The 21531-nt window shown below is 69.7% G+C and carries 20 protein-coding genes; 6 read left to right on the top strand and 14 right to left on the bottom strand.

Features of this window, described 5'->3' with window-relative positions; all coding sequences use genetic code 11:
* Nucleotides 1–3 precede the first annotated feature (3 nt).
* Nucleotides 4–2880 carry a UPF0182 family membrane protein gene (locus ACZ6ZQ_RS17915; RefSeq protein ID WP_469769590.1) on the bottom strand — a complete coding sequence of 959 codons (2877 nt, stop codon included), beginning with the start codon at nucleotides 2878–2880 and terminating at the stop codon, nucleotides 4–6.
* A gap of 187 nt (nucleotides 2881–3067) precedes the next feature.
* Between ACZ6ZQ_RS17915 and ACZ6ZQ_RS17910 the strand changes: the two genes are divergently transcribed.
* Nucleotides 3068–3652: a PPA1309 family protein gene (locus ACZ6ZQ_RS17910; RefSeq protein ID WP_469769457.1), complete on the top strand. Its 585-nt coding sequence runs from the start codon at nucleotides 3068–3070 to the stop codon at nucleotides 3650–3652.
* 151 nt (nucleotides 3653–3803) lie between these two features.
* Here ACZ6ZQ_RS17910 and ACZ6ZQ_RS17905 read toward each other — a convergent pair whose 3' ends face one another.
* From ACZ6ZQ_RS17905 to ACZ6ZQ_RS17895, 3 genes are all read right to left on the bottom strand, one after another.
* Nucleotides 3804–4892, bottom strand: a complete 1089-nt coding sequence (locus ACZ6ZQ_RS17905; protein ID WP_469769456.1) for a YlbL family protein — start codon at nucleotides 4890–4892, stop codon at nucleotides 3804–3806.
* Nucleotides 4893–5348: 456 nt separating this feature from the next.
* Nucleotides 5349–5810: a molybdenum cofactor biosynthesis protein MoaE gene (locus tag ACZ6ZQ_RS17900; protein WP_453663197.1), complete on the bottom strand. Its 462-nt coding sequence runs from the start codon at nucleotides 5808–5810 to the stop codon at nucleotides 5349–5351.
* Between the two features lie 148 nt (nucleotides 5811–5958).
* Nucleotides 5959–7092: an SDR family oxidoreductase gene (locus tag ACZ6ZQ_RS17895; protein ID WP_453663198.1), complete on the bottom strand. Its 1134-nt coding sequence runs from the start codon at nucleotides 7090–7092 to the stop codon at nucleotides 5959–5961.
* A gap of 190 nt (nucleotides 7093–7282) precedes the next feature.
* Between ACZ6ZQ_RS17895 and ACZ6ZQ_RS17890 the strand changes: the two genes are divergently transcribed.
* Entirely contained in the window at nucleotides 7283–8746 is a 1464-nt protein-coding gene (locus ACZ6ZQ_RS17890) for a zinc-dependent metalloprotease (RefSeq protein ID WP_469769455.1), read from the top strand.
* Entirely contained in the window at nucleotides 8743–9327 is a 585-nt protein-coding gene (locus ACZ6ZQ_RS17885; RefSeq protein WP_469769454.1) for an NUDIX hydrolase, read from the top strand. The genes ACZ6ZQ_RS17890 and ACZ6ZQ_RS17885 overlap by 4 nt, the downstream gene beginning before the upstream one ends.
* Before the next feature lie 111 nt (nucleotides 9328–9438).
* Here ACZ6ZQ_RS17885 and ACZ6ZQ_RS17880 read toward each other — a convergent pair whose 3' ends face one another.
* The 4 genes from ACZ6ZQ_RS17880 to ACZ6ZQ_RS17865 all read right to left on the bottom strand — a co-directional run bounded on the left by ACZ6ZQ_RS17880 (nucleotide 9439) and on the right by ACZ6ZQ_RS17865 (nucleotide 13260).
* Nucleotides 9439–10194, bottom strand: coding sequence for an AIM24 family protein (locus ACZ6ZQ_RS17880; protein ID WP_469769453.1), 756 nt, complete (start codon nucleotides 10192–10194; stop codon nucleotides 9439–9441).
* 19 nt (nucleotides 10195–10213) lie between these two features.
* The gene (locus ACZ6ZQ_RS17875) at nucleotides 10214–10894 is read right to left on the bottom strand and encodes an AIM24 family protein (protein WP_469769452.1); all 681 of its coding nucleotides are present in this window, start codon (nucleotides 10892–10894) and stop codon (nucleotides 10214–10216) included.
* A gap of 13 nt (nucleotides 10895–10907) precedes the next feature.
* Entirely contained in the window at nucleotides 10908–12554 is a 1647-nt protein-coding gene (locus ACZ6ZQ_RS17870) for a TerD family protein (protein ID WP_469769451.1), read from the bottom strand.
* A gap of 109 nt (nucleotides 12555–12663) precedes the next feature.
* The gene (locus tag ACZ6ZQ_RS17865) at nucleotides 12664–13260 is read right to left on the bottom strand and encodes a M48 metallopeptidase family protein (RefSeq protein ID WP_453663208.1); all 597 of its coding nucleotides are present in this window, start codon (nucleotides 13258–13260) and stop codon (nucleotides 12664–12666) included.
* 243 nt (nucleotides 13261–13503) lie between these two features.
* Here ACZ6ZQ_RS17865 and ACZ6ZQ_RS17860 point away from each other — a divergent pair, with 243 nt between their 5' ends.
* Both ACZ6ZQ_RS17860 and ACZ6ZQ_RS17855 read left to right on the top strand, forming a co-directional pair.
* Nucleotides 13504–14655, top strand: a complete 1152-nt coding sequence (locus tag ACZ6ZQ_RS17860) for a ThiF family adenylyltransferase (protein WP_469769450.1) — start codon at nucleotides 13504–13506, stop codon at nucleotides 14653–14655.
* A 65-nt stretch (nucleotides 14656–14720) separates the two neighbouring features.
* The gene (locus ACZ6ZQ_RS17855) at nucleotides 14721–16178 is read left to right on the top strand and encodes an ABC1 kinase family protein (RefSeq protein WP_469769449.1); all 1458 of its coding nucleotides are present in this window, start codon (nucleotides 14721–14723) and stop codon (nucleotides 16176–16178) included.
* A 64-nt stretch (nucleotides 16179–16242) separates the two neighbouring features.
* Here ACZ6ZQ_RS17855 and ACZ6ZQ_RS17850 read toward each other — a convergent pair whose 3' ends face one another.
* From ACZ6ZQ_RS17850 to ACZ6ZQ_RS17830, 5 genes are all read right to left on the bottom strand, one after another.
* Entirely contained in the window at nucleotides 16243–16440 is a 198-nt protein-coding gene (locus tag ACZ6ZQ_RS17850) for a hypothetical protein (protein ID WP_469769448.1), read from the bottom strand.
* A 113-nt stretch (nucleotides 16441–16553) separates the two neighbouring features.
* Nucleotides 16554–16877, bottom strand: a complete 324-nt coding sequence (locus tag ACZ6ZQ_RS17845; RefSeq protein WP_469769447.1) for a hypothetical protein — start codon at nucleotides 16875–16877, stop codon at nucleotides 16554–16556.
* A complete protein-coding gene (locus ACZ6ZQ_RS17840) occupies nucleotides 16874–17242 on the bottom strand; it encodes a WhiB family transcriptional regulator (protein ID WP_469769446.1) in 369 nt (122 codons plus the stop codon). Before ACZ6ZQ_RS17840 ends, ACZ6ZQ_RS17845 begins: the two co-directional genes overlap by 4 nt.
* A gap of 170 nt (nucleotides 17243–17412) precedes the next feature.
* Entirely contained in the window at nucleotides 17413–17739 is a 327-nt protein-coding gene (locus ACZ6ZQ_RS17835; RefSeq protein ID WP_469769445.1) for a hypothetical protein, read from the bottom strand.
* Between the two features lie 165 nt (nucleotides 17740–17904).
* On the bottom strand, nucleotides 17905–20085 hold the full coding sequence (locus tag ACZ6ZQ_RS17830; RefSeq protein WP_469769444.1) for an ATP-dependent DNA helicase UvrD2: 2181 nt from the start codon (nucleotides 20083–20085) through the stop codon (nucleotides 17905–17907).
* Between the two features lie 230 nt (nucleotides 20086–20315).
* On the opposite strand from ACZ6ZQ_RS17830, the gene ACZ6ZQ_RS17825 reads away from it, so the two are divergent.
* Nucleotides 20316–20573 carry a glutaredoxin domain-containing protein gene (locus tag ACZ6ZQ_RS17825; RefSeq protein WP_469769443.1) on the top strand — a complete coding sequence of 86 codons (258 nt, stop codon included), beginning with the start codon at nucleotides 20316–20318 and terminating at the stop codon, nucleotides 20571–20573.
* A 114-nt stretch (nucleotides 20574–20687) separates the two neighbouring features.
* On the opposite strand, the gene ACZ6ZQ_RS17820 is transcribed toward ACZ6ZQ_RS17825, so the two are convergent.
* Nucleotides 20688–21461 (bottom strand): helix-turn-helix domain-containing protein, encoded by a 774-nt coding sequence (locus tag ACZ6ZQ_RS17820; protein ID WP_469769442.1) that lies wholly within the window; start codon nucleotides 21459–21461, stop codon nucleotides 20688–20690.
* Nucleotides 21462–21531: the final 70 nt, after the last annotated feature.

Below are 21531 nucleotides of genomic sequence, written 5' to 3'. Positions count from 1 at the left end.
CGTTCAGCCGCTGGGCTTCTGCTGCGCCGCCGCCGCTCGCTCGAGCGCCGCCTGCAGATCCGCCTGGGCCTTGCCGTACGCCGTCCAGTCGTTCTTCTTGAGCGCCTCCTGGCCTTCCTCGTACGCCTTCTGCGCGTCCGCGATGGCCTGCCTCAGCGCCACGTCACCGGTGGCCGGCGGCTTCGTCGTGTCGTTCGATGGCGGTTGCACCGCCGGCGGCTGCTCCGCGCCCTCCACCCCGAAGACCGCGTTCAGCGCCTCCGCCAGGCTGTCCTTGAAGACCGGCTTGCCGCCGTACGACACGGCCACCTTCTTCAGCAGCGGATAGTTCGCGGCGCCACCGCGCGCGTACACCGGCTCGATGTACAGGAACCCGCCGTCCAGCGGCACGGTCAGCAGGTTGCCGTAGTCGATCTGCGAGTCGGTGCCCTTGAGGTCACGGACGAATGTCGCAACTTCCGGCACACTGTTCAGCTCACTCTGCACCTGTGAGGGACCCTGCACGGTCGAGGTCACTCTCAGCAGCCTGATCGAGCCGTAGCCCTTGCTGGCCGCATCGGCGTCGACCGCCATGAACGCACCGAGGTTGGGTCGTCCGGCGGGGGTGAACGTCGTCGTCAGCGAGAATTTCTGGTCGTTGTCCCCGGGCATCTTCAGGCTCAGGTAGTACGGCGGGACCGCGTTGGTGTCCGGGTTCGTCGGATCGTCCGGCACCTGCCAGGCGTCACTGCCGCTGTAGAACTGCTCGGGGTCCGTCACGTGGTACCGCGTGAGCAGCTCGCGCTGGACCTTGAACATGTCCTGCGGGTAGCGCAGATGGGCGAGCAGCTCCGGCTTGATGTCGCCCTTCGGCTTCACCGTGTCCGGGAACGCCTTCATCCAGGTCTTGAGGACCGGGTCCTCGGTGTCCCACTGGTACAGGTCGACCGTGCCGTCGTACGCATCGACGGTGGCCTTCACCGAGTTGCGGATGTAGTTGACCTGGTTCTGCTGCGCGACGACGGCCCGCTGGCTGTCGGTCAGCGCGTCGGCCGTGGTCTCCCCGAGCGTCGTACGGGATGCGTAGGGGTAGCCGTTCGTCGTGGTGTACGCGTCCACGATCCACTTGATGCGGCCGTCGACCACCGCCGGGTACGCGTCGCCGTCGATGGTGAGCCAGGGGGCCACCGCCTCGACGCGCTCCTTGGGCGTGCGGTTGTAGAGGATCCGCGAACCCTCACCGATCGCTCCCGAGTAGAGGATCTGCGGCTCGCTGAACGCGACCGCGTAGGCCGCGCGGTTGAAGGCGTTGGAGAGGTTGACCCCGCTCTTGCCCTTGTAGCTGGTGGTCTCCTCGCCGTTCTTCTCGTAGTCGAGCTCCTTCTGCGGGCCGCCCACGATCGAGTACTGCTCGGTCTTCTCGCCGTAGTAGATCCGCTGCTCGTACGTGCCGAGTTGGCCCTTCGTCGGCAGTCCGGACTCGGTGAAGTCGGGTGCGCCGACCGTCCCCTGGTCCTCGTTCGTGATCGTGTTGGTGCCCTTGGCCGCGATCGCGCCGTAACCGTGGGTGTAGGTGAAGTGGTCGTTGATCCAGTTGCGCTTGGGGATGCCCTTGATGTTGAGCTCGCGCAGACCGATGACCGTGTCCTGCGGCTTCCCGTCCGGACCGGTGTACCGGTCGACGTCCAGGGTCGCGGGGAACTGGTAGTACTTGCGCTCCTGCTGGAGCTGCTGGAAGGCGGGCGAGACGACGTTGGAGTCGACGAGCCGGTAGGCCGCGGCCGTGGAGGCCTGCTCGCGCTGCTGCGCCTTGCGTTTCGGGTCGCCCTTGCCCGAGTAGTTCTCGGCCTTGGTCGCGTCGATGCCGTACGCCTTGCGGGTCGCATCGATGTTCTTCTGGATGTACGGAGATTCCTTGGCCTGCTCGTTCGGCTGGACCTGGAACTTCTGGACGATGGCCGGGTACAGGCCACCGATCAGGATCGCCGACAGCACCATCAGGCCGAAGCCGATCACCGGCAGCTGCCAGGTGCGGCGCCACAGCGTCGCGAAGAACAGCACGGCGCAGATGACGGCAATGCAGAACAGGATCGTCTTGGCCGGAAGATACGCGTTGGCGTCGACGTACCGCAGGCCCGTCCAGTTGCCGGTCGCCTTGAAGTCACTGGACTTCACGGCCAGGCCGTACCGGTCCAGCCAGTACGCCACGGCCTTGAGCGCGACGAAGAGACCCAGCAGCACCGAGAGGTGGCCGGTGGCCGCGGCGGTCGCCCGCGCGCCCGGGCTGGTGACGCGCAGTCCGCCGTACAGGTAGTGGGTGAGCGCGGCCGCGATCAGCGAGAGCACGGCGGCGGCGAAGCCGAAGCCGAGCAGGAACCGGTACCAGGGCAGATCGAACGCGTAGAAGGACACGTCCATGTGGAACTGCGGGTCCTTCTGGCCGAACGGCACGCCATTGACCCACATCAGCCAGGTGCGCCACTGGGACGAGGCGGAGGCTCCGGCGATCAGCCCGACCAGCGCGGTGATCCCGAGGAGCACCCACTTCTTGTACGGGGCGATGCCCATCCGGTACCGGTCGAGGCTCTGCTGCTCCAGCGACATCGCGCTCAGCGGCGGCCGCAGCCGGTGCGCCAGCCAGATGTTCACTCCGACCGCGGCTGCCATCAGCAGGCCGAAGACCGCGAACAGGCCGACCTTGGTCCACAGGGTGGTGGTGAACACCGATGAGTACTGCACCGAGCGGTACCAGAGCCAGTCGGTCCAGAACCCGGCGAACATGACAAAGAGCATGGCCAGGACGGCCAGTACGCCCAGAGTCATGAGCAGGGTCCGGACACGCCGCGACGGGCGGCCGACTCTGATCCGTGGCCCGGTCGGGCCTCCGCCCCGGTCCGGCATCTGGAAAGCCAACGTGCGCCCCTCGAAAGTCGCTGTCGTGTAAAGCGTTGGGTAACTCGGGTGAAGCGTCGTGCACACGTCTCACGCGCGTGCAGTAGGCCCACGCGATCGTAGAGCCCACTCATGCAACTTACTGAAGCTTTACCTAGTTCCCGTCTCCGGGTCCGAAGGAGGCAGGATATTGACCATGTCCAACGTTTCCCCCAGCAGTCCAGAAGATCAGCCGCCTCCGGCCTCGACGCCGATGGCCGCGAGCCCGCTCACCCGAGCGGTGCTCGAGATCGACGAGTACGCGTCCGGCCTCGGCTGGGAGCAGCCCGCCCGGCTCTTCGCCCTCGTCGACACCGCGCAGCTGCGCTCCCAGGAGCCGGGCCTCGCCGCCCAGCTCGGTCTCGACGCCGGTGACACGGCCGCTCCGCTCACCCCGGTCGAGCAGGACGAGATCCCTTCCGACGCCGCGCTGGACGAGTTCCTCGCGACGATCGCCTGGCCCGACGCGGTGGCCGGCTGCGCCCTCACGGTGGAGCGGCTGATGCTCCCGCCGTCCGCGGAGGCGTCCGTCCCGGACGGCCTTGACGAGGCCGGGCTGGCGAAGTGGGTCGCGGGCCACCCGGATCGCCAGGAGGTCCGGATGACGGTCGCGGTGCTGCGCGACGGCGCCCGCGAGTCGGCACTGCGGCTGCGGGAGAAGGATTCCCCGACGGAGGTCCTCACGGGCGCGGACCTGGTCCCGGGCCTGGCCGAGGCGCTGTCGGCGACGTTCGAGGCGTAGCAAAGGCACAGGCCTGCCGACGATCTTCGCGTCGCGGCGACAGATCGGGGGTGCGCCCCGGGTAGGGGCGCGCCCCGGCGAGGGGCCGTCGGGGGTGCGCCGTCGGGGGACTCCCACGCCTGCCCGGGCGGGCGCCAGGCCCGTCAGCCCGTCAGCCCTTGGAGCAGCTGGGCAGGCCCGCCGTCTTCCCGCTGCGGATCTTCTCCAGCGACTTCACCGCATCGTCGATGGTCTTCACCCTGACCAGGGTGAGCCCGTCCGGGATGTCGGAGGCCGCGGCCTCGCAGTTGTCGCTGGGCGTCAGGAAGTACTCGGCTCCCGCGTTCCGCGCGCCGACCAGCTTCATCTCGATGCCGCCGATCGGGCCGACCGCGCCCTGCTCGTCGATCGTGCCGGTGCCGGCGACGAACTTGCCGCCCGTCAGGTCGGACGGCGTGAGCTTGTCGACGATGCCGAGCGCGAACATCAGTCCGGCGCTCGGTCCGCCCACGTCGGCGAGCTTGATGTCGACGGTGAACGGGAAGGTGTGGTCCGTACCGGCCGTGATTCCGACGATGCTCCGGTCGCCCTCCTCCGACTTCACGGTGCCGACCTGGACGTCCTGTACGGCGGACGGTTCCTTGCCCGCCTTCTCGGCGGCGGCTGCCTGCTTCGCGGGGACGATCGAGAAGGACACCTTCTCGCCGGGCTCGTGCTTGGTGACGGCCTTCGAGACATCGGCCGGCTGCTTGACCGGCGTACCGTCGACGGCCTTGATCACGTCGCCCGCGTGCAGCACGCCCTGCGCGGGGCTCTCCTTACGGATGGAGGAGACGACGACGCGGGACCTCACCGGGATGCCCAGCTCCCGCAGGGCCGCGACCTTGGCGCTTTCCTGGGACTGGCTGAACTCCTCGGCGTTCTCCTGGTTGGACTGCTCTTCCGTCTTGCCGTCCGGATAGAGCGTCTCGTGCGGCACCACGACGTTGTCATGGGCCAGCCAGCCGTAGACGACCTCCGCCAGGTTCATCCTGTAGTCCGCGCCGGTGACCCGAACCGTCGTCATGTTGAGGTTGCCGGTCGTCGGGTACGTCTTGCGGCCGGAGATCTGCAGTACGGGTGCGCCACCCGCCTCGCCCAGCGTGTTGACCGTCGGTCCCGGCGTCATCTCGGAGTAGGGCGGCGTCAGGAACACGCCCACACAGAGCAGCACGATGAGAACGAGGGTGGAGGCGAGCATCGTCGCTGTGCGGCGTGGCATGGAACGACAGTACGGGACTGGTCTGTCAGTCCACCTGTCGGGCCGGTCCGTACGGGCAGCCCGACAGCGGGTGGCGGCCGGAGCGATGGTGGGGGCGGCCGGGGAGTTGGCAGACGCGCACGGACACGGCCCCGTCAGAGTGCGTCTGTACCGGAGTGGGACTTCTCCATCGCGGCCCGGAACCGCGCGTAACCGTCCAACTCGGCAATGTCCCCGGTAGTGCGGTTCCGCGAGGCCCAGCTTCCCCATATCGCTGCACCGACGGCAGCGAAAAGCGGAATCAGCAACCAGGCAAGTGCCGCCATCCCGACCTCCCGACCCCATGCGCTGGAGCAACCGCTTCAGCAGCTAACTGATCAGCAGATTAACCAATCCGCCGCTTCAACGCTGGTGTCGGGGGGGCGGTTACGCAAATCGGACCAGCGACCTGCCATCCGGGTGCGCGGTCACACCTGCTCAGCAGGCTCCCACCCACTCCTCTGTGCCGTCCGAGAACCTCTGGTGCTTCCAGATCGGGACCTCGTGCTTCAGGTCGTCGATCAGCTGCCGGCAAGCCTCGAAGGCCTCGCCCCGGTGCGGGCACGAGACGGCGACGACCACGGCGAGGTCACCGACCTCCAGGTCGCCCACACGGTGGACGGCCACGAGGGCGCGCACAGGGTATTCCGCGACGACCTTTTCGGCGATGCGGCGCATTTCCGCCTCGGCGCTGGGGTGGCACGAATAGCCGAGTGTGTCGACGTCCGCGCCCCCGTCATGGTTGCGCACCGTGCCCACGAAGAGCGCCGTGCCGCCTGCCGCGTCGTCGCCGACGGCGCGGAAGACCTCGTCGACGGAGAGCGGGGTGTCGCGGATCTGTAGAAGGCGGATGGGGTCCGCTGCCGCCTGCTCACCGGGGTGGTCGTTCGTGCGTGCCATGGGCCCATCGTGCCGCACCGTGCTGACATCGCGGAATAGCGCTTTCGACCGGCAGGCCCACGCCCGGTGTGGAGCCTCCTACAGGCAGGCCGGCCAGGCCCGGCGGGGCAGGGCGACTGCGGGGCGGGCACCCGAGGACCGGGGCCGCCTACAGACCGCGGCGCTTGCGGGCGCGCCGTACCAGCGCGGCCGTACCGAGCAGCGCGACGGTCGCACCCGCCGCACCGGCGGCGGTGGCGTCCTTGCGCCCCAGCCGGCGGCCCGCGACGGTGTGCCGGCCCTCGACCTCCTCGAGCAGCGCGGCCAGCACCTCCTCGTTGGTCCACTGCGGCCGCCATCCGGCGTCGTGCAGCCTGCCGACGCTGACCACCCACGGGTGCATCGTGTACGCGAGGTCCCCTGCCGGGGACGGGGTGAGGCCGATCCGGTGCAGCCGGGCCGCAGCGCCGAGCGCGACCGCGGACGGCAATTCCATACGGCGGATGCCGCTGAGCTCCTCGACCTCCTCCTGTTCGAGCCAGCCGTCGCAGCCGACGGCGAACTCCCCGTCGGCCTTCTCCAGGGCGGCGTACTCCAGGGCGCTCACCAGGTCCTCGACATGGCAGAACTGCCAGGTGGGGCGGGATCCGGCGACGACGAGCAGGCGCGGTGACTCGAAGTAGCGGGTCAGCGCCGTGTCCGTACCGCCCACCAGGACGGCGGGCCGCACCACCGTGACATTGAGGCCGGGGTGGGCACGGGGCGCGCGGCGGCCGAGGCGCTCGATCTCCAGCAGGTCGCCGACGCCGGTGGCCTCGGCGGTCGCGCGCAGTTCCGCGTCCTCGGAGAGCGGGATGTCGTTGTCGGGCAGCGCTCCGTAGACCATCGCCGAGGTGCACAGCACGACCCGGTGGACTCCCGCGGCGGCTGCCGCGGTGAGCACGGTCTGGGTACCGCGCACGTTGTACGCGGTCCGCGCAGCCGGGTCGGTCTCCAGGTCCAGGTCGAGCGCCAGGTGGACGACGACGTCGGCACCGCGCAGCTTCTCGGCGATCGCCGGGTCGCGGACGTCCAGGATGTGCCAGTGCGCCTCTGCGACGTCGCCACGGCGCTCGTCGATGGCGACGACCTGCCTGATCTCGTCGGACTCGGCGAGGCGCCGGGTCAGCAGGGCACCGACGCCCGAGGCGGCGCCGGTGACCGCGACCACGGGGCCGCGCCCCGAGGCCGGGGCGGAGTGGTTTCGCCTGTGGCGAACGTCAGCATCGTGCGCTGCGGGAACCTGTGGATCTGGGGAACTCACCGGGCGTCTCCAGCGGTTGTCTTCAGTACGTACGTGAATGACGCGTACGTACCAGGTGGCGTCCATCCTGCCGCAGCCAGTGAGCCGGCGAAGCACTGAGCCCTTGTCGGGCCCGGATGTCTACGCTGGTGGTGTTGTCGGGCAGTCGCCGCCGGCAGAAAGCCGGCGGCCCTACGAGCCGAGGAAACCCGTGAGTGACACCCCATTCGGATTCGGCCTTCCGCCGGAGGAGCCGGAGAACGGCGACGAGGGCAAGAAGAAGGACCCTGCCGGAGGTGGGCAGGGTTCCGGCGGCGGCCAGGGCGACCCGGCCAACCCCTTCGGGTTCGGGTTCCCGGGCGCCGGAGCAGGCGGTCCGGGCGGCGCGGAGAACCCGTTCGCCGCGATGTTCGGTTCGCTGAACCCGACCGACCTCGGTGCGGCCTTCCAGCAGCTCGGCCAGATGCTGAGCTATGAGGGCGGCCCCGTGAACTGGGACATGGCGAAGCAGATCGCCCGCCAGACCGTCGCCCAGGGCACGCAGGACGGGACGAAGGACGCGAGCGTCGGCCCGGCCGAGCGCGCCGCCGTCGAGGAGGCCGTACGCCTCGCCGATCTGTGGCTGGACGGGGCGACGTCGTTGCCCTCCGGTGCGGGGACCGCCGTGGCATGGAGCCGCGCGGAGTGGGTCGAGGCGACCCTTCCGGCGTGGCAGCAGCTTGTCGACCCGGTCGCCGAGCGCGTAGGCATGGCCATGGGCGATGTGCTCCCCGAGGAGATGCAGGCGATGGCCGGCCCGCTGATCGGCATGATGCGCTCCATGGGCGGCGCCATGTTCGGCCAGCAGATCGGGCAGGCCGTGGGCACCCTCGCCGGTGAGGTCGTCGGCTCGACCGACATCGGTCTGCCGCTGGGCCCGGCCGGAAAGGCCGCGCTGCTCCCGCTCAACGTGGAGGCGTTCGGCAAGGACCTGGGCGTTCCCAAGGACGAGGTCCGGCTGTATCTGGCGCTGCGCGAGGCCGCCCACCAGCGGCTCTTCGCCCATGTGCCGTGGCTGCGCTCGCACCTGTTCGGCGCGGTCGAGGGGTACGCGCGCGGGATCAAGGTCGACACCACGAAGCTGGAGGACGTGGTCGGCCAGTTCGACCCGCAGAACCCCGAGGACCTGCAGAACGCGCTGCAGCAGGGCATGTTCCAGCCCGAGGACACTCCGGAGCAGAAGGCGGCGCTCGCCCGGCTGGAGACGGCGCTCGCGCTGGTCGAGGGCTGGGTCGACGCGGTGGTGCACGAGGCCGCGAAGACGCGTCTGACGTCGGCGGACGCGCTGCGCGAGATGCTGCGCCGACGCCGTGCGACGGGCGGTCCGGCCGAGCAGACGTTCGCCACGCTGATCGGTCTGCAGCTGCGTCCGCGCCGACTGCGCGACGCGTCCCGCCTGTGGGCGTCGCTCACGGACGCGCGGGGCGTGGACGGCCGTGACGGCCTGTGGGCACACCCGGACATGCTGCCGACGGCATCCGACCTGGACGACCCGGACGGCTTCGTCCACGGCGAGCACCTGGACTTCTCGGAGCTGGACAAGATGCTCGGCGAGGCGGCCAAGAGCCCGGACGAGGGCGGCAGGGGCGACAAGTCCGGCGGCGAGGACGACGGCAAGGACGACACCGACAAGTGAGCCTGCATGACGACGCCGTCCGTGTACTGAAGGAATACGAGGACAGGGAGCAGGACCAAGGGCAAGTCCGGGAGCAGGAACGGGGGCAGGGCAACGCGTACGACGACCAGGGGTCGCTGCGCCAGGTCTATCTGGACCATCTGGCGGTCCACCCGGACGGGATGTGGAAGGCGTGCCAGGCCGGGCATCTGACCGCCAGCGTCCTGGTCGTCGACCCCGCGCGCGGCCAGGTGCTGCTGACCCTCCACAAGAAGCTGGGCATGTGGCTGCAGATGGGCGGCCACTGCGAGCCCGGGGACGCGACGCTGACGGCCGCGGCCCTGCGCGAGGCGACGGAGGAGTCCGGGATTCCGGGGCTGACGCTGCTGGAGGGCGGCCCGGTGCGGCTGGACCGGCACGCGATTCCGGCGCCCTGCCACTGGCATCTCGATGTGCAGTACGCCGCGATCGCGCCGCCGGAGGCCGTCGAGGCGATCAGTGACGAGTCGCTGGATCTGCGCTGGTTCGCGTACGACGAGGTGGCGTCCGTGGCCGACACCTCGGTGGTGCGACTGCTGGACCGTACCCGGGCCAGGCTTTAGCACGCGCACACACGCACGCAACGACCGCAAGCACGCACCTGAGTGAGCACTGGCCTCGTGCGTAAGGGGCGGCCGCCATTGCGTACCGCCCCTTACCTGTCAGCTGTGCGATCAGTTCCAGACGTTGTTCTGGTTCTGGGCGTGGGAGCCCTGCTGGCCCATACCGAACTGGGCGCGCACGCCCTGGCCGATCTGGGCGTTCTGCGGCGGGAGGACCTCGCTGGGCTGGACGAGGGCGAAGCCCTGCCCGAGGAAGCTCAGTTCCCAGCCCTCGCCCGTGTTGCCGCGGCGGCGCCACACACCGGTGGAGTGCGTCTGGGCCTGCATCTGCACCCGTAGTGAGGACGACCAGGCGACGATCGCGTCGGCGTCCACGTTGACGTACTTGTCCGGGGTGACCTGCATCATCAGCGGCTGGCCGGACGTCATCAGCGCGACCTTGCCCCGCCCGGAGATGTTGAGCTGGTACTTGCCGGAGCCGGAGATGCCGTACTGGCTGTCCACAGCGATGACTTCGGTGTGCAGGGTGGAGTCCAGCGCCAGCACATAGGCGCTGTCCACGGTCATGCCCTCCTGATCGACATCCACTACGTGGATGTACTGGGCGAGGTTGGCGAAGTAGACCGTGCCCTGCCCTGAGCAGCGCATCAGCTCGAGGCCCTCGCCGGTGCGGGCGCGGGCACGCCGCTGGTTGCTCGTCTGGTACTCACCGTCGAAGTCGATCAGCCCCTGGTAGGCGACCATGGCGCCCTTGCGGGCGAGGATGTCGTCGTGTCCGGTGAGCGCCACCCGCAGGAGTTGCGGGTTCTGCACGACGTACCGCTCCTGGGACTGCTGTTCCGCGTAGCTGAAAAGCGGGCTCTGCATGGTGTGTTCTCGCTCCCCCTCAGCCCCGGATCCGCAGGCGGTCGGTGCTGTCCTCACTCGGCTGTACGACGACGATGCCCTGCCCGGAGAAGGCCATCTGGTACGCCTCTCCGCTGCCCCGCCCGATCAGGGAGGACGCCTTGAAGCTGCGTTTGCCCTTCACCTTCAGGTTCGGCGACCAGGCGACGAGGGCGTCGGGGTCGACGTACGTCTCGTCCTCCCCACGGCCGCAGTCGACCACGATCGGCGTGCCGCGGGAGGTCAGCGCCACCCAGCCGGTGCCGGCGACCTCGACGTTCCACAGGCCCTGCCCGGCGAACTTGGCGAGTCCCTTGACCCGCTCGACGCCCCACTGGAGGTGCGCGTCGAAGGCGAGGAGGTTGGTGCCGTTGACCGAGAGGGAGTCGTTGTTGAGGTTGATGACGACGACATCCGCGCCGTAGTCGGCGAGGTAGAGCAGCCCGTCACCGGAGCACTTCATGATGGGCGCGCCCTCGCCGGTCACCCACTGGGAGGCGACCTGCCGGACGGCCGGCGGATTCGGCTCGTACTGGACGAAGCCCTCGTAGGCGACCATCGAGCCGGCGCGTGCGTACAGATCCTGGCCGGACGCCATGGCGACCTTGAGCATCGTGCGGCCGTGGTTCTCCATCCGGGCCACGACCGGGGTCGGGGCGTAGCCCGCGAGTTGCTGGTTCATTCTCCGGGCTCCCTCAGACCTCGTACGGCTGGACGACGATGAAGTTGCCGGGGGCACCCCGGAACTGCAGATTGACGGTCTCTCCACTGTGGCCGGGATACGCGTTGCGGCGCAGCCGGACCTGGCTGGAGAGGATCACCTGGGAGGCGGACGACCAGGCCACGATGGCGTTGGAGTCGGCGAAGGTGGTGGGCGTGACCGGCAGGACCACCGGGATGCCGTGGGTCTTGACGACGACCGTGCCGGTGCCCTGGAACTGCATGGTGAACAGGGCGCCGCCGGGGATGCCGTGGCCCTCGATCCGGCGGACCTCGTGCTGAAGCGACTCGTCGAAGGCGAGCACGTTCTCCGCGGAGACGCAGATTCCGTCGCCCTGAAGTTCGATGGGGTGCAGATGCGCGCCGTCCTCGGCGAGGAAAACCTGGCCGCGGCCGGTGCAGCGCATGAGCTGCATCTCCTGGCCCGTGGCGTTGCCGACCACGCGGCCGGCGAAACCGGCACTCTTGTAGCTGAAGTCGACCTTGCCCTGGTACATGACCATGCTGCCCTGCCGGGCGAGGACGGGCGTGCCTCCCATGGCCATGTCGACCCGCATCAGCTGCTGGTTCTGCGGCGTCCAGCGCTGGCCGGTGGGCAGCTCCTTATACGGCTGGAGCGCCGCCTGAAGGCCTGCACCGCCCTGGGGGACGCCCTGCGGAACACCCTGGGGCACGCCCTGCGGGATGCCCGGCTGACCGTACGGGGCGGGCTGCTGGCCATAGGGGGCCGGTGCGCCCGGAACCTGACCGGGAGCCTGGCCCGGCATCTGGCCGAACTGCGGCTGCTGCGGCGGCTGTCCGTACGGGGACGGCGGAGCCTGCGGCGGAACCGTACTGCCGGGAGGGGTCATCGGGGCGGCGATCGTCGGCGCCGCGTGCATCTGCTGGTTGAACGGCGCGGGAGCTGGCGCGGGCGCGGGAGCCGGCGCCTGGGCGGCGGGCGCACCGAACACGGGGGCGGGCTGCGGAGCTTGAGGAGCCTGAGGGGCCTGAGGGGCGGCCGGGGCACCGAACACGGGGGCCGGAGCGGCCTGCGCCGGAGGGGCGAACCCGGGCACGCCGCCCGGCTGCGGCTGCTGCGCGGAGGGCTCCTCCTCGGCCACCTCACCGCCGAAGTTCTTCAGCAGCGCGTCCAGACCGCCGTCGAAGCCCTGACCGACCGCGGCGAACCGCCACACGTCCTTGAGGTAGAAGTCGCCCAGCATCACGGCACGTTCGGTGGTGAACTCCGAGCCGGTGAATGCGTATCGCACCACTTCTTCGCCGCCCGCGACGATCCTGATGTACCCGGGCCCGATCTGCGACATCTGGCCTGCGCCGTCGACGGTCGCGGTGAACGACAGCTTGTGGATGCCCGCCGGGATGCGGTCCAGCGTGACGCGGAACGACTCGGTGTCACCAGCCTGCGCGCCGAGCAGCTGAATGGACTCCTCGGGCGACTTCGGCTGGTTGAAGAAGATGAAATACCGGTCGTCCGAGAGCTGCTCATTGGCGTCGAGACCGAAACAGCTGATGTCGAAGGTGAGTCCGGGCGCAGCGATCTGCACACCTACGTACAGATCGGTCCCCGGTGTCAGATCACTGATCTTGGCCTTGTGGCCGCGTTGGAATTCCCTGGCCATGCGTAACGACCGTCCCCCATCCCGACGAAATGACTGCGTCGCGCCAGGCTAACGGCTGGGAACGACATTGAGCCAAGTCGGGACACTTTCGGTACAGGATCGCCGAATCTCACTCTCCGCGCGCAGCCGGCAGATGCGGCAGGCGCTCCGCCGCGACCACACCTTCGAGGTAGCCACGCGCACGCTCGGTACGCGGATAGGCCTCCAGCAGCCGCCAGAACCGCGGCCCGTGACCCGGCACGAGCAGATGGGCGAGCTCGTGGACGAGCACGTAGTCGACGACGTACTCGGGCATGCCCTGCAGCCGGTGCGACAGGCGGATGCTGCCCTCCGCCGGAGTGCAGGACCCCCAGCGGGTGTTCTGATTCGTCACCCATCGCACCGACGTCGCCCTGGCGCGCCCGTCGAAGTACTGCTCGGACAGACGCTCGGCGCGCTCGGCCAGTTCCGCATCCCCGAGGGTCCGCTTGCTCTCCTGCGCGGCAAGCTTGTCGAGCATCACCGTCACCCAGCGTCGCTCCTCCGCCTCGGACATCCGGGCCGGGATGAGCACGATCGTCCGGTCGCCCTCCCGGTACGCCGAGACCGTTCTGCTGCGCCGGGCGCTTCTGCGGACCTCGACCGCGCTTGTCGCGGAAGAGCGGGGAGGATGTCTGGTCACGCTGCGCTGCTGGCTTTCGGCGCTGTGCGGTCGGTCGGCGGACACGCCCCGACGTTACCCGCTGCCAGTGGGGGAAGTCCCGCCTCCGGGACGGTTCGAGCTTGATCCACCAAACGGCGTGCACCATTTGAACGACTAATACCCGATGCCTGTGGATAACTTTCGGCACCCGCCGTCGGACCTGTGCATTCTGGTGCCGGAGAGATCCGCCCGAAAGACCGACGGGCGGAACAGGGACGGACCACGGACGGAAGACGGACGGAACATCGTTCGAACGGGGGCGGATTTATGCATCCGATGGTGAAGCCTGCGCTGCGGCGTGCCTGGCGTGACCTTCGTTATGTGCAGTTCGGGGCGACACCGGCGCATGCGGTGGTGGTCGGTCCGGTGGACACGGCGACCGGGAGCCTGCTGTCGCTGTTCGACGGGACCCGGGGGCTGCCCCGGCTGCGCGAGGAGGCCCGGGCGATAGGACTCCCCGAAGGCCAGCTGGACGCACTGCTCGACCGGTTGACGCAGGCCGGTCTCGTCGACGACGCGACGGGCGGCGGCCCGGCGGCCGATCTGTTACGGGAGCGGGCAGGCGCGCTCGACCGGCTGCGCCCCGATCTCGCCTCGCTCTCCGTCGTCCATCCGGAACCGGGCGGCGGCATGGGGCGATTGGCGGCCAGGGGTGCCATGCGGGTCCAGGTCCGGGGCTCCGGCCGGGTCGGGGCAGCGCTCGCGGCCGTGCTGTCCGCCTCGGGGGTGGGCCAGGTCGATGTGCTGGACGGCGGGTGTACGGAGCCGTGGGACGTGGCGCCCGGCGGGCTGCCGTCGGAAGCGGTCGGTGGGCGCAGGGACGCGGCCGCCCGGCAGTTGGTGCGCCGGTCCGCCCCGGGCAGGATGCCCCGAGCAGCGCGGCGGCCGGCCGGAGGCCCGCCACTGGACGAGCCCGCACTGTCCCTGGTGGTCGTCGCCCCACGCGACGGACTCGCGGCGTACGCCCCCGATCCGGCGACGGCCGAGGATTGGCTCACCACCGGGACTCCTCATCTCTACGCGGGCGTTGTCGAAGCCACCGGTGTCGTGGGGCCGCTGGTGCTGCCCGGCGGCACGGCCTGCGCGGGATGCCTGGGGCTGGCCCGGGCGGACCGCGATCCCGCGTGGCCGCGGATGCTGGCCCAGTGGCGCTCCGGCCGCCGCGGCGCGGGGGCCGGGCCCTGTGATCTCGGACTGGCCACCACGGTCGCCGGGCTGGCGGCAGCCCATGCCCTGTCCTTTCTGGACGGTGAACTGCCCGCGAGCACAGGAGCCCGCTGGGAGGCTTCAATGCCGCTGCTGGAGTGGCGATCGCAGCAGATCAGGGCCCACCGCGACTGTTCCTGCGGAGCGGCTGGGCAGACTGGAGGGGAGCGCGCCTCGGGGTCCGGGACACCACACGACACAATGGCCGGGTAACCGCCGTCGACGAAGCAATGCCCTAAGGCACAAGCGGCACGGCAGTCTGGGATCTGGAGGGGCGCATGTCTGATCTTCCCCGGAAGGCGGTCACCCGTACCGCCAAGTTGGCCGCGCTGCCACTGGGCATCGCGGGCCGCGCCACTTGGGGCCTGGGCAAGCGGATCGGTGGCAAGTCGGCGGAGATAGTGGCCCGCGAGCTGCAACAGCGCACCGCGGAGCAGCTGTTCAAGGTGCTCGGTGAACTCAAGGGGGGTGCGATGAAGTTCGGGCAGGCCATGTCCGTCTTCGAGTCCGCCCTGCCCGAGGAGGTCGCCGGCCCCTACCGGGCCGCGCTGACCAAACTCCAGGACGCCGCTCCCCCGATGCCGACGCGCACGGTCCACGAGGTGCTCGCGGAACGGCTCGGCGAGGACTGGCGCGAGCTCTTCCTGGAGTTCGATGACAAACCCGCTGCGGCCGCGTCGATCGGTCAGGTCCACCGGGCGATCTGGCACGACGGGCGCGAAGTCGCGGTGAAGGTGCAGTACCCGGGGGCCGGAGACGCGCTGCTCTCCGATCTGTCCCAGCTGAGCCGGTTCGCCCGGCTGCTGGGCCCGCTGATCCCGGGCATGGACATCAAGCCGCTGATCACCGAGCTACGTGACCGGGTGTCGGAGGAGCTGGACTACGAGCTGGAGGCCGAGGCCCAGCGGGAGCATGCGGCGGAGTTCGCGGACGATCCGGATGTGGTGGTTCCCGATGTGGTGCACCAGTCCGACCAGGTGCTGGTGACCGAGTGGATCGACGGGATACCGCTCGCGGAGGTCATCAGCGACGGTACGCAGGAGCAGCGGGACCGTGCGGGACAGCTGCTGGCCCGCTTCCTCTTCTCCGGCCCCGCGCGGACAGGTCTGCTGCACGCGGATCCGCACCCGGGCAACTTCCGGCTGCTCCCCGCACGCGACGCGGATCCGGACGGGGGCACGGAGCTCGGCGGGAAGGATGCGGGCGAATGGCGGCTGGGCGTGCTGGACTTCGGCACCGTCGACCGGCTTTCCGGCGGACTGCCCAGGACCATCGGTGACTCGCTCCGGATGACGCTGGACGGCGAGGCCGAGGCGGTCTACGGACTGCTGTGCGAGGAGGGCTTCGTCAAAGAGTCGATCGACCTCGACCCGGACGCGGTGCTGGACTATCTGCTCCCGATCATCGAGCCGGCGGAGGTCGACGCCTTCACCTTCACCCGTGGCTGGATGCGGACCCAGGCGGCACGGATAGCCGACCCCCGCTCCCCCGCACACCAGTTGGGCAAGCAGCTCAATCTGCCGCCCGCGTACTTGCTCATCCATCGCGTGACGCTGAGCACGATAGGGGTGCTCTGTCAGCTGAACGCTACGGTCCGGCTCCGCGACGAACTGGAGTCCTGGGTGCCCGGCTTCCTTCCGGTCACCCAAGACCTCAACGAGATCCTCGAACACGACGAGCCTGCCGAGCCGGGGCAGGAGGAACCGGACGCGGACGGCGTGCCCGCGCAAGCCTGACCCGTCGGGAGGGTGTCCGCGTTCTGTCCCGTGTGCGGGAGGGGGCCGATTGCCCGTGGCCCCGTCACCACCAGGACGAGTCGAGCCGTCCCTCGATCGCCCTGATGTTGGCGCGGGCGCATGCCTCACAGAAGTAGTGGCGACGGCCGTTCTCCACGGAGCAGGTCCAGGTCGGCGGAGTGCCTTCGGCGACCGCGCCGCACCGGGAGCACACGACGTTCCCCGCACCCGGCTGGGCAGGGTGATGAGTCTGCTGGTCCACCTCGTGACGATAACTCCGTACGGGGCGGACCGCAGGACAACGCACCGCGGGGGCCGGTCCCTTCGGACCGGCCCCCGCGGGAGGCACTGTTCTGCGTGCGGCTCGGCTGTCGGCTAGTGCATGACAGCCATGGCCAGCGCGCGGCGGGCGCGCATCGACGCGCGCTCTGCGCGCCGCTGCATCCGCCGGGCGGCGAGCAGGCGCACGGCCTGGCGTTCCGCGTCGACTTCCCGCAGACGCTCATGCATATGCGCACGAGCCAGGGCTTCTGGGATGAGTTGCATCTCTCGGGTCCTGTTCTGACGCGATGCGTTCGCGCCGATGGTGGTGACGGCTGGGGTGGCGGAGCCGGACGGCTCGCTCGTGGAAGAGGTCATCGGGGCCTGCTTCTGGGGATCGTGCGTGAGGGGACGGTCGATGGTGCCGACGGCGTTCATGCCGCGACCGGGTTCTTGCGCGGGCGGCCACGCGGCCGCTTGCGGGCGACGACGACACCCTGGACGAAGAGCTCTCCGCCCCAGACACCCCACGGCTCACGCCGCTCCTTGGCGCCCGCGAGGCAGGCCTCGACGAGCGGGCAGGTCCGGCAGAGGGACTTGGCGTACTCGACATCGGCCGGCGACTCGGCGAAGAAGACCTCCGGGTCGTAGGAACGGCAGGGGACGGGTACGCCGAGGTTCTCGATGGCGTCGTCGAGCGCGGACAGCGCGGTGAGGGGGGTCAAGGTGGAGTCCTCCGTGAGGCCGGGCGGGGGGATCGTTTCGGAAGGCGGTACGGACGGGGCGTGCGCTTCGAGTTGCACGGTGGTGTTTTCCTCGTCTGGTCGTTCCGGTCTGTTGACCGGGCTTCGGCTGGTACCGGGTCTTGCTGGTCCCGAGGCCCCTTCGCTCCGTTTCCTCATCGGGGAAAACAGAAGGGCCGCGGATCCCGGGTGGGGTTCCGCGGCCCTGAAGGCGCCGGCCTGACTCTGAATCAGGCTGGATCACTCCAGGGTTCGAGCCCACGGAAGGCCCACATCGTGTGGTGCTGCGTCGTCTGCTGCTTCGCTTCGGCACTGGCCGCCGCAAAGGCATAGGCCTTGGCCTCGCCTGCTGCTACTGCTTCCAGTGCCTTGGTCGGTCGCTCATTGCGCTCCCGGACGGGCAGACCCGCAGGGAGGGACACCGGAAGAACGGCCGCGAAGCCGGACAGACCGGTGCCAATGAACGCCGAACCGGAGAGGCCGAGCGAGCAGGCGGAGACGACCGAGCGATCGGTCATTTTGGCGGTGCGGATGAAGCTGGTGTTGATGCTGATCACTGGAATCGCCTCCTCTCGGCGTCTCTGGGACCGGCCGGGGCCGATCGCGCGTATTCGGATAAGTACAGCACGAAAGCAGGGCTTCAGAGAAGCCGCTGTTCTCGTGGTTAAGAACCTATGGGGATGACTGGGGCAGGCGCAAACTATTTTTTCGACGAGTTTGCATCAGTCGTCCTCGGCACCCCCGCCAACCTCCTCACCTGCGCAGATGGCCAGGACATCGGCTCCGAAGCGCTCGAGCTTGCGCCCGCCGACGCCCGAGATCCCGGACAGCTCTCCCTCACTGCCGGGCACGGCCTCGGCGATCGCCATCAGGGTCTTGTCGGTGAAGACGCAGTACGCCGGCTGGCCCAGCTCCCTGGCCTGCTCGGAGCGCCACTCGCGGAGCCGCTCGTACAGCGCCTCGTCCATGTCGGAGGGGCAGTCCTCACAGCGCATCAGTTTCATCTCACCGGCGTCGGTGAGCGTTTTGCCGCAGACCCGGCACTGGACCGGTCCGCGCCGCTTGCGCCGGCTGCCGGGGCCGGTGCCGCGATCGATGCCCCCGCCGACGCCCGCGGTGCGGGCGCCCGGCGCCACGGAGCCCGGCCGCAGCCCGTTCAGGAACCGGGTGGGCCGGCGGGAAGCGCGGCCGCCGGGCGAGCGGGACAGGGCCCAGGAGAGCGAGAGATGGAGCCGGGCGCGGGTGACTCCGACATAGAGCAGCCGGCGCTCTTCCTCGACCTGTTCATCGGTCTTGGCGTAGGTGATCGGCATCATGCCCTCGGTGAGGCCGACCAGGAACACGGCGTCCCACTCCAGGCCCTTCGCGGAGTGGAGCGAGGCGAGGGTGACTCCCTGGACGGTCGGGGCGTGCTGGGCGGCGGCCCGCTCGTCGAGCTCGGCGACGAGATCTGCGAGGCTCGCCGCCGGCTTGACGCGGGCGAAGTCCTCGGCGAGGCGGACCAGCGCGGCGAGGGACTCCCAGCGGTCCCGGACGGCTCCGGAGCCGGCCGGGGGCTCGGTGGTCCAGCCCTTGGTGGAGAGCACCGCGCGGACCTGGGAGGGCAGGTCCTCCGCGTCGTCCAGCAGTGCGTCGTTCCCCCCGGCCCGGGCGGCGCCCCGCAGGGCGACCCCGGCCTCCCGTACCTCGGCGCGCTCGAAGAACCGCTCGGCGCCGCGCAGCTGGTACGGCACGCCGGCGTCGGCGAGGGCCTGTTCGTAGACCTCGGACTGGGCGTTGACCCGGTAGAGCACGGCGATCTCCCCGGCCGGGACGCCCGCGGCGATCAGGTCGCGGATGCGCCGGGCGGTGCCCTCGGCCTCGGAAGGCTCGTCGGCGTACTCCGCGTAGGCGGGCTCGGGCCCGGGGTCGCGTTGCGAGATCAGCTCGAGGCGGTGCTCGGCGGCACGGCCACTGGCCTGGCTCAGCAGACCGTTGGCGAGATGGACGACCTGGGGGGTGGAGCGGTAGTCGCGAACGAGCTTCACCACCGTCGCGTTGGGGTGGCGGGTGCGGAAGTTCAGCAGATGGTCCGGGGTGGCTCCGGTGAAGGAGTAGATCGTCTGGCTGGCGTCGCCGACGACGCAGAGGCTGTCCCGGTCACCGAGCCACAGCTCCAGCAGCCGCTGCTGGAGCGGCGACACGTCCTGGTACTCGTCCACGACGAAGTGCTGGTACTGGCGGCGGATCTGCTCGGCGATGTCGTGGCGGTCCTGGAGGATGCCGACGGCGAGCAGCAGGACGTCCTCGAAGTCGATCACCGAGCGGTCGCGCTTCAGCTGTTCGTACAACGCATAGATCTGGCCGATCTCGGCCGGGTCGCGGGGAGCGTCCCGGCGGGACTTGGCGACGGCGGCGGGATAGTCGGCGGGGACCGTCTGGGTGACCTTGGCCCACTCGATCTCGCTGGTCACATCCCTGAGCTCGTTGCGATCGAGGCGGATACGGCAGCGCGCCGCGGCCTCGGCGACCAACTGGATCTTGCGCTCGAGCAACCGGGGCAGCTCACCGCCGACGGCTTTCGGCCAGAAGTACTGGAGCTGGCGCAGGGCGGCCGAATGGAAGGTGCGGGCCTGCACGCCGCCCGCGCCGAGCTGTCGCAGCCGGCCGCGCATCTCTCCCGCGGCGCGGTTGGTGAACGTGACGGCCAGCACACTCGCGGGCTGGAGTATCCCGGCGCGGACGCCGTACGCGATGCGATGGGTGATCGCGCGGGTCTTGCCCGTGCCGGCGCCCGCCAGGACGCACACCGGGCCGGTCAGGGCGGTCGCGACCTCGCGCTGCTCGGGGTCGAGCCCGCCGAGCACCGCGTCCGCCGACTCGGGGACCTGCGGGAAGAGAGTGGAGTGCGTTGCTGCTGTCACCCCGCCATGCTGCCAGGTCCCGCGAGATCACCGGGACGGTTGTCCACAGGGAGGCCGGACCGGTCGTACTAATCGCCCTCCCTCCGCCTGATCGCCCTCCGCCCCGGCCTCCCCCGCCCAGGCGACTCCCCCGCCCGTACGGCCGTCCGTACCCCATCGGGAATGTCGCCCGGGGTCGCGTACGTTCGACTACCGGGAAACCCCACGAGCCGGAGGAGCGGGAGAAGAAGATGCAGGGATCTCTGACGATGTACAGCACGACCTGGTGCGGCTACTGCCGTCGGCTGAAGAGCCAGCTCGACCGGGAGGGCATCAGCTACGTCGAGGTCAACATCGAGGAGGACCCGCAGTCCGCGGCCTTCGTCGAGAAGGCGAACGGCGGCAACCAGACGGTTCCGACGGTTCTGGTAGTTCCCCCCAACGGTGGCGACGACATCGTCATGACGAACCCGAGCCTTGCCCAGGTGAAGCAGGCGCTCGGCGTCTGACGGCCCCTTCCCCGTCGCGCGTAGAGAGACCCCCGTCATCGAAGCTCGACGGGGGTCGGCTGCTGTCTTGCGCCGCCCTTCAACAGGGGGCGGGCCCGAGCAAGGGCACACCTCTCAATCAGGGAGGGTCGAGTACCGCTCAATGCTTGCGCGCCCCGTGGACCGGTCGAGTAGGCGCAGCTCCCATGGGCCCGTGTTCACGTCGAAGTCCTTGCCGAAGCCGACCCACTTGCCCGCCATGCGTCGGCCTGTCGGCTCGATGAGTAGCTGAATCGCACCGTGGTAGCGGGCGCCCTGGTAGTACCCGTCGGCTGCCGTCTGCTCGGTCCACGTACCGGTGACGACGTTCCGGGCCACGGTGAGATCCAGGGACAACGGGCTGTCCGGGTTGGTCGATGCTCCGGGCAGGCTCTGGGCTGTCAGCCGGTTGCCGTGCTGGACGATCACGACGTGATGCTTGCAGTCGAACGCCTCGTCACGGCTGGATGAGTAGAACTCGTACCGGGACAGCCAGATGCCCGCGTACTCGCTCTGCGGCTCTGGCTCCGGGCTTGTGACAGCGTCGGCCGTGCCGACTTCCCCAGCCTCCATGTCGTGGCCTCCTGCCCCGTCCGAGTGGACGCGTGCCATCGGGATCGCGAACCCCAGCGACTCAGGGGTACGGCCGGTGAACCGCTTCAGTGCCCGCGCGTACAGCGGGCGGCATGTCCTGGTCTCCCCGGACTCCCAGCGTTGCACGAGTCGCTTGGAGGCGTCGTTCGGTTCCCCCAGCTCCTCGCCTGCGCCGCGTAAGCCCCGGGCGAACTCGTCTTGGCTGAGGTTCATCGACTTGCGTACGGAGGTCAGCACGTCGTTGGGGATTCGCTCCCGCTCGGCCGGAGTCGTCATGATCTGAGGGTAGCCACGTCACGCCTCCAATGACACCGGTTTGACGCCCTCGGGGTGACACCGACATGAC

It is taken from the genome of Streptomyces sp. NPDC053673, assembly GCF_055585225.1.
This window is presented reverse-complemented; position numbering and strand designations above follow the sequence as displayed.